We start from the raw sequence: 15,059 nt of genomic DNA, 5'->3' as shown, positions 1-15,059 counted from the left end.
GGAAAAACTGCGGCGAAATGGCGGGCCGTGCGTACGGCAAAACCGTGTGGTCCTGGCCGTCGTTGCTACGGTCAAGCTCTTGCGGATGCGGCAGTCGCGTCAACCGGCGCGGTGTCGGTGACTTCTGTGAGAGCGAGGGAGGCCAAAGGGAACTCGGCTCCCGGGAGAGCACGGCATAAGCCGTCCAACCATCGCGCAGGGAAGGCCGAGTGATTGGCTACACCCGTATGCTGCTGTGCGGTTTCCTTGCGCTACATCCTCGCGCAGCAGACCGTGGGTGCCAGCCGGCACCCGGCCTTCCCTGCGCCCTCTTGGACAAGAGGGTGGAGTGACCGAGCAAAGCTCGGGCGAATGCGCCGCGAGAATGCGAAGGCGTGTCTTCAAGTTGAGTCTGTACTGGAGGAAGGCGATGCCACCTCATGCTCCGTCATTGCGAGCGCAGCGAAGCAATCCAGAGTCTTACCGCGGAGGGATCCTGGATTGCTTCGCTGCGCTCGCAATGACGGTTGAGAAAGTGTGCGCCACACGCCGCTCTCGTGCCCCGGACGCAGCGGAGCGCTCTTGCGGTGCGCTGCAGAGCCGGGGACATGAGAGACTCCGCAAGTTCAGCGCAGAATCCGCGCCCGGAAAGACGCGTGCCTCACCCCTGGTTCGCCACGCGCGCGCGGTCGAGATGCTCTTCGATCTTGGGACGGTCGCGGGTGCGCTCGAAACTGGTGCAGAGCAGCTCGGTCTCCTCCAGCGAAACCGGCGCGCGATACAGTCGGCACATGAATTCGGCCGTTGCGCGACCCTTGCCGGTACCCGGCCCGCGTTCGGCGAGAAACATGCAGTCCCGGCAGATGCTGGCATCGAGCCGCTGATGTGCCGCATCGAGGTGATTGAGGATCTGGCGCAGCGAATCGCGCAGCCTGACGCACTCGTCGGGTCCGAGCGCGGTGACGGCGTTCAGCACGTGATTGATCGGATCGTGCTGGTTCAGGCACTTTTCGCCCTGCGCAGTGACGTGCAGCACGACAGAACGCTTGTCTTCGTGCGACGGCTTTCGCACCAGGAAGGACTTGCCCTCCAGCGTCTTCACGATCTGCGATGCAGTCGCCCTGGTGGCGCCGATGAAGCCGGCGAGCGCGGACGGCGTGCGCGAAAACCTGTTGGCACGGCCGAGAAAGCGCAGCGCCATCCATTCCCGGTCGCGCAACCCATGCTGATTGCCTTCGAAATACCAAGCCCTCGCCGCCTGAACCAGCAGCTCGACGGCTTCTCTTGCCAATGGCATGAATTCCTACCTTGCCCCGGGAATAACGTCTGCGGCGCCCCGGAGCCGCCTTCCGCTGTCGCGCATGAGTCGTTTGCGAGAAGCCGGACCACCGGCAATGTCCGACACATGCCCCGTGCTCTTCTCTCGCATGAAGGCACGGACTGCCCGGCGCCCGACCCGGACCGATGGGCAATGCAAGCTATGGCGCGGGAAGCGGTGTTGCTGATGGTATGCCATTCGCGGCGTCGTCGCACGGGAGCCCGAATAGCCGTCGCCAGCAGACGATGGATCGGAGTAGTTCAACCGAAGCCCCTAAGGTTCAAGTCACACGCAGACGTTTCTTATCTTCGACGAAACGATGAATGAGCTTCTCAACAAAATCAAGTAGAGACCCTCGCGGAGACTGGATGTCGTCGCAGGCGAATGTAACGTTCAAGACAATCTCGCTCTTCGGGACACATGATGGTGAACGCAATATCCTGTCCCACGAGCAACATGTACGCGACTATACGACAGTTTTATTGCACGGCCCGTTGTTGGCTGTGGTTGATGCAAGTTGATCGAAGCCTGTGCAGGACGAGGATGTGCGTCGACATGTCATCCACAACTTGTGCGTTCTGCCAAGAATTGTCCGGGGGAACTCACAGGAATTGCACGCGGCGGTTGTTCCGACCGGATCAACGAATCGCCGTTCAGTCGCATTCGGCGCGGCTGCCTCACCCGAACGGTGGAGAAGATCGCGGCGGAAACTGGAGACGGCCGCGCAGGCGCAGGCGCATGCGCCGTAAGCGTGGCGGCATGCGCAATCGCCTGTCGAAAACAACGAGCAAGGTTCGATCGCGTGGCGCCTCGCGCGCCGACTCAATCTGAGACTTGCTAGTCGCCCTTGAGCATGTCCCGCAGCTCGCGGAACGGATCGGCACTTGGCGGAGCCGAGGCGTCCTGCCGCATCGCGCCGTAGATTCTCGGAACCATGTCGACCGCCTGGTCGAGACCCGAATCACGTCCCGCCTGGTATCCGCCCATCAGGCGAAGGTCGCGCGTGTCCTCGTATTTGGCGATCATGGCGCGCAGCTTGCTCACCAATTCGCGCTCTTCGGGGTCCCAGACGTTATGGGCGAGGCGGGAGACCGAACCCAGAACGTCCACCGCCGGGTAACGTGCCTGGTCCGCGATGTGCCTGGAGAGCACGATGTGCCCATCGAGTGTGCTGCGGATGGTATCGGCGATCGGCTCGTTGTGATCGTCGCCGTCCACCAGCACGGAGAAAATCCCGGTGATCGTCCCTGACCCCTCCTCGCCGGGTCCGGCGCGCTCCAGAAGGCGCGGCAGATCGGTGAAGACGGTGGGTGCGTAGCCGCGCGCGACCGCGGGCTCACCGGCGGCGAGCGCGACTTCACGGGCGGCGTGGGCGAACCGGGTGATCGAATCGACCATGAGCAGGACCGATTCGCCCCGGTCTCGGAAATATTCGGCGACCGCCATGGCCGTCTTCGGCGCCAGTCGCCGCATCATCGGGCTCTCGTCTCCCGTCGACACGATTGTGACGGCGCGGTGACGATCGGCGCCCAGCACGTCCTCGATGAACTCGCGCACCTCGCGGCCGCGCTCGCCGACCAGGGCCAGCACGACGGTGTCAAAACCCTGACTGCGGGCGAGCATCGCAAGCAGCGTCGATTTACCGACGCCGGAACCGGCAAAGATGCCGACGCGCTGGCCGGCACAGATCGGGGCGAACAGGTCGATGACGCGTACGCCGGTGCGCAGCGGCTTGTGGACCCGCGCGCGCTTCATGGCAGAAGGCGCCTCCGCCTCGGCCGAGACCGGACGCGACCCGGGGGTGAGAGGGCCCTGTCCGTCCAGCGGCGCCCCCAGCGCGTTGATGACGCGGCCCTTCCAGCTCGGATCTGGCGCGAAGGACAAAGGAGGCATCCGGTAGGCGACCGAGCCGAGGCCGCCGGCGAACTGCCGGTCGAACGGCTTGGCGATGATGCCTTCGCTGTCGATCCGCACCACCTCGCCGATCTGGGGCTTGCCGCCGGAGTTGACGCCGATCAGTTCGCCGAGCCTGACGAAGCGCGACAGGCCGGAGACACGGAAATGCGTCGACGCGATCTCGGAGATCGCGCCGCTGACGCTTGCCAGGGGAGTGCTCTGCTGAAGCTCCAGCAGCGCCCACTCAAGTTGCCGAAGAGCGTTCAAGGAAACCGTCCAACCTCATTGCGCGCGGGGCGCAGTCTATTTGCCGGGTTCGCCCAGCGTCCGGATTGCGTTCTGGAGCGAGCTCTCGGTGCCCTCGATCATCGAATTGGTGCCGTCGAAGGCGCGCGAGGCCGCGATCAGCTTCGTCAATTCCATCATCGGATTGGCGCCCGAGCCCTCGACATAGCCCTGCTTGAAGCCGTCGCGGGAGAAGTCGGCGATGGCGGTCGCAGGCCGGTTCGGCGTGACGCCCGAATTGCCGTAGCGGTCGAGATTGGCGTCGGCGGGAATGTTGAACAGGCCGATGGTGCCGATCTCGTTGTTATCCTGGGTGATCGCGCCGCTGCGCGCGATCGAGACCGGCCCGCCGTTCGGATCGAGGGTGATCTGGGCGCCACCGGAATCGATAACGGGGAAGCCGGACACGGTCTGAAGGTCGCCGTTGGCGGCGATCTGGAGTCGGCCGTCGCGCGTATAGACCGTGCCGTTCGGACCGGCGAAGGCGATCCAGCCCTGTCCGACCACGGCGACGTCGAGCGGGTTGCCGCTCTCGGTGATGCTACCCATTTCGCGCGAGATGATGTTGTCGCCGGGCGAGGAGAAGGCGACCGGGTTCGCGCCCGCCTTGGACAACACCGTCTCGAACTTCACCACGTCGGTGCGGAACGCCGCCGTGTTGACGTTGGCGACGTTGTTGGCGATCGTCTGGAGGCGTTTTTCGAGGGCGACCTGCGCCGACAATCCTACATAGAGGGCCGATTGCATGACTTACCTGTTGAACTTGATGTTCTGAAGTGTCGTGAGCACGTTGGTATCCATGCCGATCGACGGTGCGGCGCCGCCGATCAGGACCAGCGCCGGGTTGGTCGAGGTGTCGCTCTGGGCCTGGGTCGCATCCCACATCGCCGCGAAGCGCTGCACGAACTTGGTGACCTTGGCCGGATCCTGGAAATCGGTGAGCTTGATCTTGCTCGTGATCATCTTGGCCTGGGCATCGATATCAGCCGAGCTGATCGTCGACGGCAGGCCGAGCGCCGTCTGGACCACTTGCGTCATCGCCTTGTCCGCGAGGATCTGGTAGGAATTGGTGATCGTGGAAGCCTTGCGCGTGAAATAGAGCGCCAGCCGCAGGCCCTCGTTCTGGTCGCCGGCCTTCTCCTCCATCGTCTGCGTGACGTATTGGGTCGCCGTGCCGGTCGTGGCCGCGGCGGTTTGGGTCGCCTTGTCGCCGAGGGCGGCGAAATTGAACGCGGCGGCGAATTGCCGGTAGCGGGTGTCGGTCAGCTTGTTGGCGAAGGTCTTGTTGTCGGCGATACCCTCGGTCAGCACCTTGCGCATGAACGCCTTGGCGTAGGCCATGTCGCTGAGGCCATATGCCTTCATCGCGTAGGAATAGAGGCGATAGTCCTTCAGGAAGTCGTCGATGGTCTTCACTTTGCCGATGTGGCTGAGGAAATAATCGGTGTCGCGGCTGACGTCCGGCTGCGTCGCGACCTGCGTCAGCGACTTGCCCATGTCCTTGGTCAGTCTGGTGTAGTCCGCGATGGTGGATAGCATGACCCGCGCCCCTCTGGCCGCTTTCGCGACGTCGTCCCAAGCTGCAGTGAATCGCTTGCGCGAGGCTGGCGAGGGGGAAGCCAGCCTCGCGCAAGGCTCGCCGACTAGATATTCCCGATGGGATCGGTGATGGAGCGGCGCGTTGGGCAGTTTCGTGGGGATCGTCATCACGGTAGCGGCACTGCTGGGCGGATTTGCCGCCATGGGCGGGCATCTGGGCGTGCTGATGCAGCCGTGGGAGTTCGTGATCATCATGGGCACCGCGGCCGGCACCTTCATCATGGCCAATCCCTGGAAGACGGTCGCGGACACCGGGCTTGCCTGCGTGCAGGCAGTGACGGGGGCGGTGCCCGGTCAACGCTACTATCTCGATCTGCTCGGCGCGCTGCACGCGCTGATGCGGGAGCTGCGGGGCAAGGGCCGCAACGAGGTCGAGGCGCATATCGACGATCCCGCGTCCTCCGAGATCTTCAAGGCGTTCCCGAGCGTGCTCGGAGATCCGTCGCTGCTCCAGTTCATCTGCGACTACGTCCGCCTCATCATCATGGGTAACGCGCGAACGCACGAGATCGAAGCGCTGATGGACGAGGAGATCCACACCATCGTGAAGAGCAAGCTGGCGCCCTACCATGCGCTGGTGGTGGTCTCGGAAGCGCTGCCCGCGCTCGGCATCGTCGCCGCGGTGCTCGGCGTCATCAAGGCCATGGGCGCGCTCGACCAGTCGCCGAAGCTGCTGGGCGGCTTCATCGGCGCCGCCCTCGTCGGCACCTTCGCCGGCATTTTCCTGTCCTACGGCATCATTTCGCCCTTCGCGATGAAGGTGAAGATGACGCGCGAGAAGCGTTGCCGGCCCTACATCATCGTCAAGCAGACGCTGCTGGCGTTCATGAACGGCGCCATGCCGCAGATCGCCGTCGAGCACGGCCGCAAGATGATCGCGAGCCCCGAGCGGCCCTCGATCGACGTCGTCGAGAACGAGACGATCGCGGGACCCAAGGCTGTCGTGGCCGAGGTCGAACCGAAGGCTGCGCGCGCATCATGATGGAAGCCCTCGACGTCGATCAGCGCAAGCCGCTGCCGAACTATCTGCTGGACGCCGCCGGCATCTCGATCGAGCGCATGCCGATGCTCAATGTGATCTTCGATCGCATGGCGGCATCGTGCACGGACAGCCTGCAGCCGATAGCCGGAACGCCATGCTATTTCTCGGTCAACGGCATCACCAACGATCGTGTCGGCGACATCATCAAGGACTACGAGGCCAACGCGGTTGCGGCCGTGCTCTATGCCGAGCAGTGGGACTCCCGCATCATCATCATGCTGGACCGCGACTTCGTGTTCACGATGGTCGAGGCGATGTTCGGCTCCGATGGCGCCGAACCGCCGCTCGACGTCGAGCGCAGCTTCTCGAACATCGAGATCCGCCTGGTCCAGGCGCTTTTCGAGCGGTTCGCCAAGGCGCTGCAATCCTCCTTCGCCGGCACCTCCAACGTCACCTTCCGCGTCGAGCGGGTCGAGACCGCCATGGCGTCGCTGGCGATCGGGCGGAGCGGCAACATGTCGATCTGCGCAAACATCATGCTGCAGGCACTCTACCGCGGCGGCCAGATGTTCCTCATCATTCCGCACTCCGCGCTCAACCCGCTGAGGCAGAAGCTAGCGACCGTCGTCGTCAGCGACGGCCGCGCGGCCGATCCGCGCTGGCGCGAGCAGATGGAGACCGAGGTTCACCGCACCGAGGTGACGCTGAGCGCCGTGCTGGACGAAAAGATGATTTCGCTCGGCGACGTCGTGAAGTTCCAGGTCGGACAGGTGCTGGAGCTCGAAGCCACGCCGCGCACGCTGGCTCGACTCGAGAGCAACAACCAGGTGCTGTTCTGGTGTCAGATCGGCCAGCTTGATGGCTATTACGCCATGCAGGTGGCAGATCCCGTCGATCAGAAACGGGAGTTCGTCGATGATATCCTATCTCGTTGATGCCGTGCTGCTGATCGCGCTCGCCTTCACCAGCATGCGGGTGACCCGGATGCATCGCGAGCTGGCGCGGTTGCGCAGCTACCAGGGCGAGTTCTCGACCATCGTCCAGGAGACGGCGGGCGCCTTCGACACGGTCATCACCGCGGCGCATGATTCCACCGCAAATCTCGGACGGCTCGCCAACGTGCTGAGCACGAAGATTGATCAGGCCCACGAGGCGATCGCGGCGCTTGATGCGAGGAGCGGGCTCGCATCCGCGGCGACCGCGGGCGGCGCCGACGTGAACAAGCATTAAAGCCGAAGCCGGCGGAATAAATACGATCGGAACGTCACGGCGCTCCGGGAGCGGAACTACCAAGAGGCGATACCAGATGGCGCAATCCTTCGACTATGAGTCAGCATCGGCGGCCGACGAGGGGCATACCGAAACATCTCCGCTGGAGCGGTTGGCGGAGATCGCCGCGCGCACCGCGGAGGAGACCGGCAAGTTCGCCAATGTCGATGCCATCCTGCGCATTCCCGTGACCATGCAGGTGGTGCTGGGATCGGCGACCATTCCGGTGGCAAATCTGATGAAGCTCGGCCGCGGCGCAGTGGTTCCGCTCGACCACCGGGTCGGCGAGCCCGTCGATGTCGTCGTCAATGGCCGCGTCGTCGCCCGCGGCGAGGTGGTCGTGGTCGAAGAAGACAATTCCCGCTTCGGCGTCTCGCTCACCGAAATTGTCGGGCCGTTGGGACAGGGTGATACCTGACCATGGCGGCACAGGTCGGCATGGCTCCCATCAAGCAGCGAGGCGTCGCCACGCTGGGCGGAACGGAGAAGGTCGCGGCACTCCTGCTCGCCATGGGCCGGCAGGCGGCCGCCAGCGTGCTCGCGCAGTTCGAGCCGCAGGATATCCGCACCGTTACAAAGGCTGCGGCCGAGCTGCGGCCGATCACGGCGCAGGAACTGGAAGCGATCGTCGAGGAGTTCGCCCAGCAATTCTCGATGGGCGCCAACATTCTCGGCACCCTCGGTGGCCTGGAAGCCGTGCTCGGCGACGTGCTTCCGGCCGACCAGGTCTCGGCCATCATGTCGGACCTGCTCGGCAATTCGAGCCGGTCCGTGTGGGACCGCGTCTCGTCGGTGTCGGAAAACTCGCTGGCAAGCTACCTCTCCAAGGAGCATCCGCAGACCGCGGCGCTCATCCTGTCCAAGGTCAAGCCGTCCTGCGCCGCCAAGGTCATGAGCCAGCTGCCGTCGAGCCTGCGCAACGAGCTGATGCGGCGCGTGCTCAGCCTCAAACCGATCGTCGACGACGCCATGAGGGTCCTCGAGAAGACGCTGCATGAGGATTTGACGCTGAACTTCGCCCGCAATCTCGGCGCGGACACCTATGCCCGCGTCGCCGACATCATCAACAAGATGGAGCGCGGACACATCGAGGACATGCTGAAGAGCCTGTCGGAGAAGCGGCCGAAGTCGGCCGAAGTGCTGAAGGAGCTGCTCTTCACCTTCGACGACGTGACCAACCTGACGCCGAAGGCGCGCACCATGATCTTCGACCAGGTGCCGACCGATCGCATCGTCATCGCGCTGAAGGGCACCGACAAGCACTTCCGCGAGATGATCCTGTCCTCGGTCGCCTCGCGCGTCCGCCGGGTCGTCGAGCACGAACTCGCCATCGGCGAACCGTCGAACCAGCGCGACGTGCTGGAGGCGCGGCGCGTGATCACCGACCTCGCGCTCGATCTCGCGGAAAAGGGCGAAATCGAGCTCAACCCCGAGCAGGAGGATGAGCTGGTCTTCCGCTGACCGCTGAACGGGCATGGCAGAAACAACCGATCAGGAGAGCAAGACAGAAGAGCCGACCGAGAAAAAAGTCCGCGATGCGCTCGAACAGGGCAAAATCCCGGTCTCTCGGGAGGCTTCCATCTTCGCCTCGATGGCCGCGCTGATGGTGATCCAGGCGTTCCTGATCGGCCAGGGCGTTCAGCAATTGACGCCGATGCTGACGGGCTTTCTCGATGATCCCGACGGCTTCCCTCTCAGCACCGGGGCCGACGCCCAGAACCTCCTCATCGTGGTCGGGCTTCAGGCACTCCGGTTCCTGACGCCGCTGGTCGTCACCCTGGCGGCGTTCGGGCTGGCCGCCTCGCTGTTGCAAAATGCTCCCAGCCTGGTGCTCCAGCGCATCACGCCGGACCTGTCGCGAATCTCTCCGCTCAGCGGCTGGAGCCGGCTGTTTGGATCGCAGGGCCTCGTCGAGTTCGCCAAGTCGCTGTTCAAGCTCGCCGCGGTCACCGTCGTCGTCGCGTTCGTGCTGCGCTCGTCGGAAGCGAAGGCGTTCGAGGCGATGTACACCGACCCGGTCGCGCTGCCGGAAATGATTCTCAACATCGCCATGCGAATCGTCTCGGCGATCTGCATCGCGACCATCGTCCTGGTCGCGGTCGATCTCGCCTGGGCGCGCTTCCACTGGCGGCGCGAGCTGCGCATGACGCGGCAGGAGATCAAGGACGAGCACAAGCAGGCCGAAGGCGATCCGCTGATCAAGGCGCGCCTGCGCTCGCTGGCGCGCGACCGCTCGCGCCAGCGCATGATCGCTTCCGCATCGCGGGCGACGCTGGTGATCGCGAACCCCACGCACTTCGCGATCGCGCTGCGCTACAATCGCGAGGAAAATCCGGCACCGATCGTCGTGGCGAAGGGCATGGACGTGATCGCGCTGAAGATCCGCGAAGTCGCCGAGCAGAACCGGATTCCGGTGATTGAGAACAAGGCGCTGGCGCGCGCGCTCTACGAGGCGGTTCAGGTCGACCAGGTGATTCCGGCGGAGTTCTTCCGGCCGGTCGCCGAGATCATCTATTTCCTGCAGTCCAAGCAGACGCCGCGGTCCGAGAAGGTCCAGTAGAATTCCGAGGACGGCGTCCCTTCCATCAGCCTGACGAAAGCTTGCGACCCTAAGGTTACACCGTCTGAACCAGAATGGTGCTGCCGTGGGACCGCTCTATCTCTTCGAACTCGCATCGTCGCAGGCGCGATACCTCGAGCTCCGCCAATCGACGATCGCAACCAACGTCGCCAACGCCAACACGCCGGGCTTCAAGGCTCGCGACGTCGAGCCCTTCAACAAGGTGCTCGACAGCACGCCGGTGAGGCTCGCGACGACCGCGCCATCGCACATGCAGCTCTCTGCTGCCGAGAGCGACACCCGGGCGACCGCGAAGAAGGACAGCTGGGACGTGGTTCACTCCGGCAACTCCGTCAGTCTCGAGCAGGAAATGATCAAGGGCAGCGACGTCAGTCGCGACTACTCGATGAACTCGGCTATCGTGCGGTCGTTTCACCGGATGCTGCTGTCGAGCGCGAAGACCTGAGGTGAACTGACATGCTGGACTCATTGCAATCCTCGTTGACGGTCGCGAGCTCCGGGCTCGAAGCGCAGTCGACGCGCATGCGCATCGTCTCGGAGAACCTCGCCAACGCGACGTCGACGGGGCGCGCCGCCGGCGCCGATCCCTATCAACGCAAGACGATCACCTTCGATGCCGCGATGGACCGCGCCTCGGGCGCTCAGCTGGCGAAGGTCAAGGAAATCGGGGTCGACACCACGCCGTACCGCGTTGAGTACGAGCCGGGGCATCCCGCCGCCGACAAGGCCGGCTACGTCAAGCTGCCGAACGTCAACATGATGATCGAGATGGCGGACATGCGGGAAGTCAACCGCTCCTATGAAGCCAATCTGCAGGTCGTGAAACAGGTGAGGTCGATGCTGGGCATGACCATCGACCTGCTGAGGAGCTGACAATGCTTGAGGCAATTTCATCGACCGCGATCTCAACTGCGCAGGCGGCGAGCCGCGCGACCGAGGCGCAGGCCATCTCGTCGACGGCGACGCCCGCGATCCAGTCCGGCGGCGACGTCGGATTCGAATCGGTCATGAAGCAAGTGACGACGGACGCGATCGGGACGCTGAAGGCGGGCGAGGCCGCCTCGGTCTCGGCGATGCAGGGCAAAGAATCGACGCGGCGCGTCGTGGAAGCGCTGATGTCGGCCGAGCAGGCCTTGCAGACGGCGGTCGCAGTTCGCGACAAGGTCGTGCAGGCCTACCAAGAAGTCGTTCGGATGTCGATCTGATCAAGGAGTGACGCTGTGAAATCGCTTGCCATCGCGGCCACGGGCATGAACGCCCAGCAGACCAACATCGAAGTCATCGCCAACAACATCGCCAACATCAACTCGACCTCGTACAAGCGGGCGCGTGCCGAATTCACCGATCTGTTCTACCAGATGGACCGCATGCAGGGGGTTGCCAACACCAGCGGCTCGTCGCCGATCCCGGAAGGCGCCAATCTCGGCCTCGGCGTCAAGTCGGCGGCGATCCGCAAGCTGCATATCCAGGGCGCGCTCACCCAGACCGGCAATCCCTACGACATGGCGATCAACGGTCGCGGCTGGTTTCAGGTGCTCGGCCCGAACAACGAGGTGCAGTATACCCGCGCGGGCTCGTTCAACACCAACGCCAACAGCCAGCTCGTCACGACCGACGGCTATCTGCTGGATCCCGCCATCACGGTGCCGCAGGGAACGGTCCAGGTCACGGTCAACCAGACCGGACAGGTGTTTGCCAAGCTGGATACGGAAGTGAACCCGAGGCAAATCGGCCAGCTCAATCTCGCCAATTTCGCCAACGAGGCCGGCCTCGAACCGCTGGGCAGCAATCTCTATCGCGAGACCACGGCGTCCGGCACGCCGGTGGTCGGGCTGCCGGGCGATTCCGGCTACGGCAAGATCAACCAGCAATATCTCGAAGCTTCGAACGTCGACCCGGTCAAGGAAATCACCGAGTTGATCTCCGCCCAGCGCGCCTACGAAATGAATGCCAAGGTCATCCAGGCCTCGGATGAAATGGCCCAGACGGTCTCGAAGGGCATGCGCTAGTTCCGGTGTATCCATGTTGAACAGGATGGGCTCGATCATGCGCGGGTTGGCCGCCGTGCTGCTGGTTCTCGCCTCGGCGCGTCTCGCCGCGGCCGAGGAGAAGCGGCTCCCCGTGCCGGCCGTCTCGATCCGCGCCGGCGAGCTGATCCGGGACGACATGATCACCGAGCGTGCCTTCGCGCCGAACGTGCTCGGCGTCGCCATGTTCATCGAAGGACGCCAGGTTCTGGTCGGCCGCATGGCGCGCCGCGCGCTGCTGCCCGGCCAGCCGATCCCGACCAACTCGGTGGAGGATCCCTGGACGGTCGCCCGCGGCGCGATGGTCAAGGTCGTGGTCGAGGACAGCGGCCTGTCGATCGTGACCTACGGCGCAGCGATGCAGTCGGGCGCGCCCGGCGCGCTCATCCCGATACGAAACACCGATACGGGCGTGATCATCAGGGCCGTCGTCCAGCCGGACGGCACCGTCAAGGTCGTGGACGGGTCATGACCAGAGTCCTGCTCGCGCTCGTCCTGCTCGTTTCCGCCGTCAGCGCCCAGGCCGCCGTCCGTATCAAGGACATCGCGGACATCAAGGGATTGCGCGAGAACCAGATCGTCGGCTACGGCCTCGTCATCGGCCTGAACGGCACCGGCGACACGCTCCGCAACGCGCCGTTCACGGAGCAGTCCCTGCAATCGATGCTCGAGAACATGGGCATCAATGTCAGGAACGAGACCACCAGCACCAACAATCCGCCGCGGCCGACGACGCTGCGCACGCGCAACGTCGCGGCCGTGATGGTGACCGCGGACCTGCAGCCCTCGATCGGTGCCGGCGAGCGCATGGACGTGACCGTGTCGTCGCTCGGCGATGCGACTTCGCTGCTCGGCGGCACCCTGGTGATGACGTCGCTGCGCGCGGCGGACGGCGCGGTCTATGCAGTGGCGCAAGGCGCGGTCACGGTCGCCGGTTACAGCGTCGGAGGCCAGGCCCAGAACGTCAGCCAGGGCACGCCGACCGCGGGCCGCATCCCGAATGGCGCTCTGGTCGAGCGCGAGGTGCAGGGTAGTCTCCATGAGATGGAGTATCTTGTGCTGGAGCTCAAGAACCCCGACTTCGTCACCGCAACGCGAATCCTCGACGCCATCAATCGCTACGCGGGCGGACGCTACCGCGCGCAGATCGCCTTCGAGCGTGACTACCGCACCATCGTGCTGTCGAAGCCGCGCCACATCGGACCGGTCCGCTTTCTCGCCGAAATCGGCGAGCTGACGGTCGAGCCGGATACGCCGGCGCGGGTGGTGATCAACGAGCGTACCGGCACGGTGGTGATCGGACGCGACGTACGGATATCGACCGTTGCCGTGACGCACGGCAATCTGACGGTCCGCGTCACCGAGCTTCCCGTGGTGTCGCAACCGGCGCCCTTCTCGAAAGGGCAGACGGTGGTCGTGCCCCAGACCGTGGTCGAGGCCAACGAGGCCGGATCGCAGGTGGCGATCCTGAGCGGCGTCGATCTCCAGCGCCTGGTGCGCGGCCTGAACCAGATCGGCCTGAAACCATCCGGCATCATCGCGATCCTCCAGGCGATCAAGACGGCCGGCGCCCTCCAGGCGGATGTCATCGTGCAATGACGCGTAAGCGCCGTGCAAGCTTGGTCGCTCAATGCTCTCTCGACCGAGAATCGCACGCGGACCGATGTTGAAGCTGGATCATAAAGCCAAACTCCTCCTCCTGGTCGCGGCCTCCGCGCTCGCGAGCGCTTCGCCCGTTCTGGCGCTGGATGAGGCCAAGCCGTCGAAGCCGCTCAACCTGCTGTCCTTCGCGCGCGCCCGCGCGCCTGGCCCGCAGAAGCCGATCTCATCGATCCCGAGCGACAATGCATCGTTGCGGGCGACGGCGTGGGCAGCCGAAGATTCGGGACCCGCGACCACGGGTGCCGTGCCGGCCTCCGAGAAGCCCGCGCCGGCACCCACAGCCGCGCCGCGACCGGCCAAGCCCGGCAGCGTCACGGCGCCGCCGAAGCCGGTGCCGCCCCAGGCCGCTGCAACCGCGGACAACGAGATCGCCCTGTTCTGCAGCAATGTCGCCGACCCCGCCGTCGATGCAAGGCTGGCCTGGCAGCTCAAGGAGCTGGAGAAGGCCGAGAACCAGCTTCGCGAGCGGATCGCCGAGGTTGAGGCCAAGCGCGCGGAATATGAGAAGTGGATGGCGTTGCGCGACGACTTCCTGAAGAAGGCCGAAGCGAGCGTCGTCGAGATCTACTCGCGCATGAAGCCGGACGCCGCCGCAACCCAGATCGCCGGGATGGCGGACGAGACGGCTGCGGCCGTGCTCGCAAAGCTCAGCCCGAGGAGCTCGAGCGCAATCTTCAATGAGATGGAGACGGGGCGCGCGGCGCACCTCGCCGATCTGCTCGGCGGGATGCGTCGCGTGGATGACGGAAAGACCAAATAGATGAAGAATCTGATCCTCATCCTCTCGCTGTTGTCGCTTGCCGGATGCGTCACTGATCCGGCCGAGGTCCTGACTGGCCCGCGATTGTCGCCGGTCGGGAGCGGCCTGAGGACGCAGGCCGATCCGATTCCCGTGACGCCCCGCATGCACTCGCCCGTCAGCTATCGCTCGACCTGGGACGACGGCACCGACCTCTACCGCGATCCCCGCGCCCGGCGCGTTGGCGACGTCGTGACGGTGATCATCTCGATGCAGGACAAGGCCAAGCTCGACAACAAGACGGGTCGCTCGCGCGATTCGCAGATCAAGTTCGGGCTCGACTGGTTGATGGACGTCGCGGGATGGCAGGACAAGGGCTCGACGAGCGCCAACCTCAACACCAACACCCAGATCAAGGGCAACGGACAGATCGACCGCACAGAGGATATCAAACTGTCGATCGCAGCCATCGTAACCGACGTGTTGCCGAACGGAAATATGATGATCAGCGGCTCGCAGGAGTTCAAGGTCAATACGGAAATGCGCGTGCTCAACGTCGGCGGCATCGTGCGTCCACGCGATATCTCGCGAACCAACACGATCTCCTACGAGAAGATCGCCGAGGCGCGCGTGGCATACGGCGGTCGGGGAAATCTCTCGGACGTGCAGCAGCCTGGATGGGGACATCGGATCTATGACGCCGTGGCACCGTTCTGAGATGC

The 15,059-nt window shown here is 64.5% G+C and carries 18 protein-coding genes; 14 read left to right on the top strand and 4 right to left on the bottom strand.

The window, feature by feature from the left end; translation table 11 throughout:
- Nucleotides 1-640: 640 nt before the first annotated feature.
- From AC0L20_RS34680 to AC0L20_RS34665, 4 genes are all read right to left on the bottom strand, one after another.
- Nucleotides 641-1,276, bottom strand: coding sequence for a MarR family winged helix-turn-helix transcriptional regulator (locus AC0L20_RS34680; protein ID WP_473294938.1), 636 nt, complete (start codon nt 1,274-1,276; stop codon nt 641-643).
- A gap of 858 nt (nt 1,277-2,134) precedes the next feature.
- Nucleotides 2,135-3,460, bottom strand: coding sequence for a flagellar protein export ATPase FliI (fliI, locus tag AC0L20_RS34675; protein WP_018453953.1), 1,326 nt, complete (start codon nt 3,458-3,460; stop codon nt 2,135-2,137).
- A 36-nt stretch (nt 3,461-3,496) separates the two neighbouring features.
- The gene (gene flgF, locus AC0L20_RS34670) at nt 3,497-4,225 is read right to left on the bottom strand and encodes a flagellar basal-body rod protein FlgF (RefSeq protein ID WP_007595915.1); all 729 of its coding nucleotides are present in this window, start codon (nt 4,223-4,225) and stop codon (nt 3,497-3,499) included.
- A gap of 3 nt (nt 4,226-4,228) precedes the next feature.
- Nucleotides 4,229-5,017, bottom strand: coding sequence for a DUF1217 domain-containing protein (locus tag AC0L20_RS34665; RefSeq protein WP_473294937.1), 789 nt, complete (start codon nt 5,015-5,017; stop codon nt 4,229-4,231).
- A 142-nt stretch (nt 5,018-5,159) separates the two neighbouring features.
- On the opposite strand from AC0L20_RS34665, the gene motA reads away from it, so the two are divergent.
- From motA to flgH, 14 genes are all read left to right on the top strand, one after another.
- Nucleotides 5,160-6,059, top strand: a complete 900-nt coding sequence (motA, locus tag AC0L20_RS34660; RefSeq protein WP_456768210.1) for a flagellar motor stator protein MotA — start codon at nt 5,160-5,162, stop codon at nt 6,057-6,059.
- Complete coding sequence (locus tag AC0L20_RS34655; RefSeq protein WP_456768211.1) at nt 6,056-6,994, top strand: flagellar motor switch protein FliM; 939 nt, start codon at nt 6,056-6,058, stop codon at nt 6,992-6,994. The genes motA and AC0L20_RS34655 overlap by 4 nt, the downstream gene beginning before the upstream one ends.
- Nucleotides 6,975-7,289, top strand: coding sequence for a hypothetical protein (locus AC0L20_RS34650; RefSeq protein WP_018453958.1), 315 nt, complete (start codon nt 6,975-6,977; stop codon nt 7,287-7,289). The genes AC0L20_RS34655 and AC0L20_RS34650 overlap by 20 nt, the downstream gene beginning before the upstream one ends.
- A 76-nt stretch (nt 7,290-7,365) precedes the next feature.
- Complete coding sequence (fliN, locus tag AC0L20_RS34645; RefSeq protein WP_027519864.1) at nt 7,366-7,746, top strand: flagellar motor switch protein FliN; 381 nt, start codon at nt 7,366-7,368, stop codon at nt 7,744-7,746.
- A gap of 2 nt (nt 7,747-7,748) precedes the next feature.
- Complete coding sequence (locus AC0L20_RS34640; protein ID WP_027570476.1) at nt 7,749-8,789, top strand: flagellar motor switch protein FliG; 1,041 nt, start codon at nt 7,749-7,751, stop codon at nt 8,787-8,789.
- A 13-nt stretch (nt 8,790-8,802) separates the two neighbouring features.
- Nucleotides 8,803-9,888 (top strand): flagellar biosynthesis protein FlhB, encoded by a 1,086-nt coding sequence (gene flhB, locus AC0L20_RS34635; RefSeq protein WP_247287743.1) that lies wholly within the window; start codon nt 8,803-8,805, stop codon nt 9,886-9,888.
- A gap of 85 nt (nt 9,889-9,973) precedes the next feature.
- Nucleotides 9,974-10,354 carry a flagellar basal body rod protein FlgB gene (flgB, locus tag AC0L20_RS34630; protein WP_473294936.1) on the top strand — a complete coding sequence of 127 codons (381 nt, stop codon included), beginning with the start codon at nt 9,974-9,976 and terminating at the stop codon, nt 10,352-10,354.
- An 11-nt stretch (nt 10,355-10,365) separates the two neighbouring features.
- On the top strand, nt 10,366-10,782 hold the full coding sequence (gene flgC, locus AC0L20_RS34625; RefSeq protein WP_007595894.1) for a flagellar basal body rod protein FlgC: 417 nt from the start codon (nt 10,366-10,368) through the stop codon (nt 10,780-10,782).
- A 2-nt stretch (nt 10,783-10,784) separates the two neighbouring features.
- Entirely contained in the window at nt 10,785-11,114 is a 330-nt protein-coding gene (fliE, locus tag AC0L20_RS34620) for a flagellar hook-basal body complex protein FliE (RefSeq protein ID WP_456768213.1), read from the top strand.
- A gap of 15 nt (nt 11,115-11,129) precedes the next feature.
- Nucleotides 11,130-11,918 (top strand): flagellar basal-body rod protein FlgG, encoded by a 789-nt coding sequence (flgG, locus tag AC0L20_RS34615; protein ID WP_007595892.1) that lies wholly within the window; start codon nt 11,130-11,132, stop codon nt 11,916-11,918.
- 13 nt (nt 11,919-11,931) lie between these two features.
- A complete protein-coding gene (flgA, locus tag AC0L20_RS34610; protein ID WP_473294935.1) occupies nt 11,932-12,408 on the top strand; it encodes a flagellar basal body P-ring formation chaperone FlgA in 477 nt (158 codons plus the stop codon).
- Nucleotides 12,405-13,535, top strand: a complete 1,131-nt coding sequence (gene flgI, locus AC0L20_RS34605) for a flagellar basal body P-ring protein FlgI (RefSeq protein WP_456768215.1) — start codon at nt 12,405-12,407, stop codon at nt 13,533-13,535. The genes flgA and flgI overlap by 4 nt, the downstream gene beginning before the upstream one ends.
- A 64-nt stretch (nt 13,536-13,599) precedes the next feature.
- Complete coding sequence (locus AC0L20_RS34600) at nt 13,600-14,358, top strand: MotE family protein (protein WP_473294934.1); 759 nt, start codon at nt 13,600-13,602, stop codon at nt 14,356-14,358.
- Complete coding sequence (gene flgH / locus AC0L20_RS34595) at nt 14,359-15,054, top strand: flagellar basal body L-ring protein FlgH (RefSeq protein WP_018453966.1); 696 nt, start codon at nt 14,359-14,361, stop codon at nt 15,052-15,054.
- Nucleotides 15,055-15,059 lie beyond the last annotated feature (5 nt).

The sequence above is a fragment of the Bradyrhizobium sp. Kon58 genome (assembly GCF_055807455.1).
This window is presented reverse-complemented; position numbering and strand designations above follow the sequence as displayed.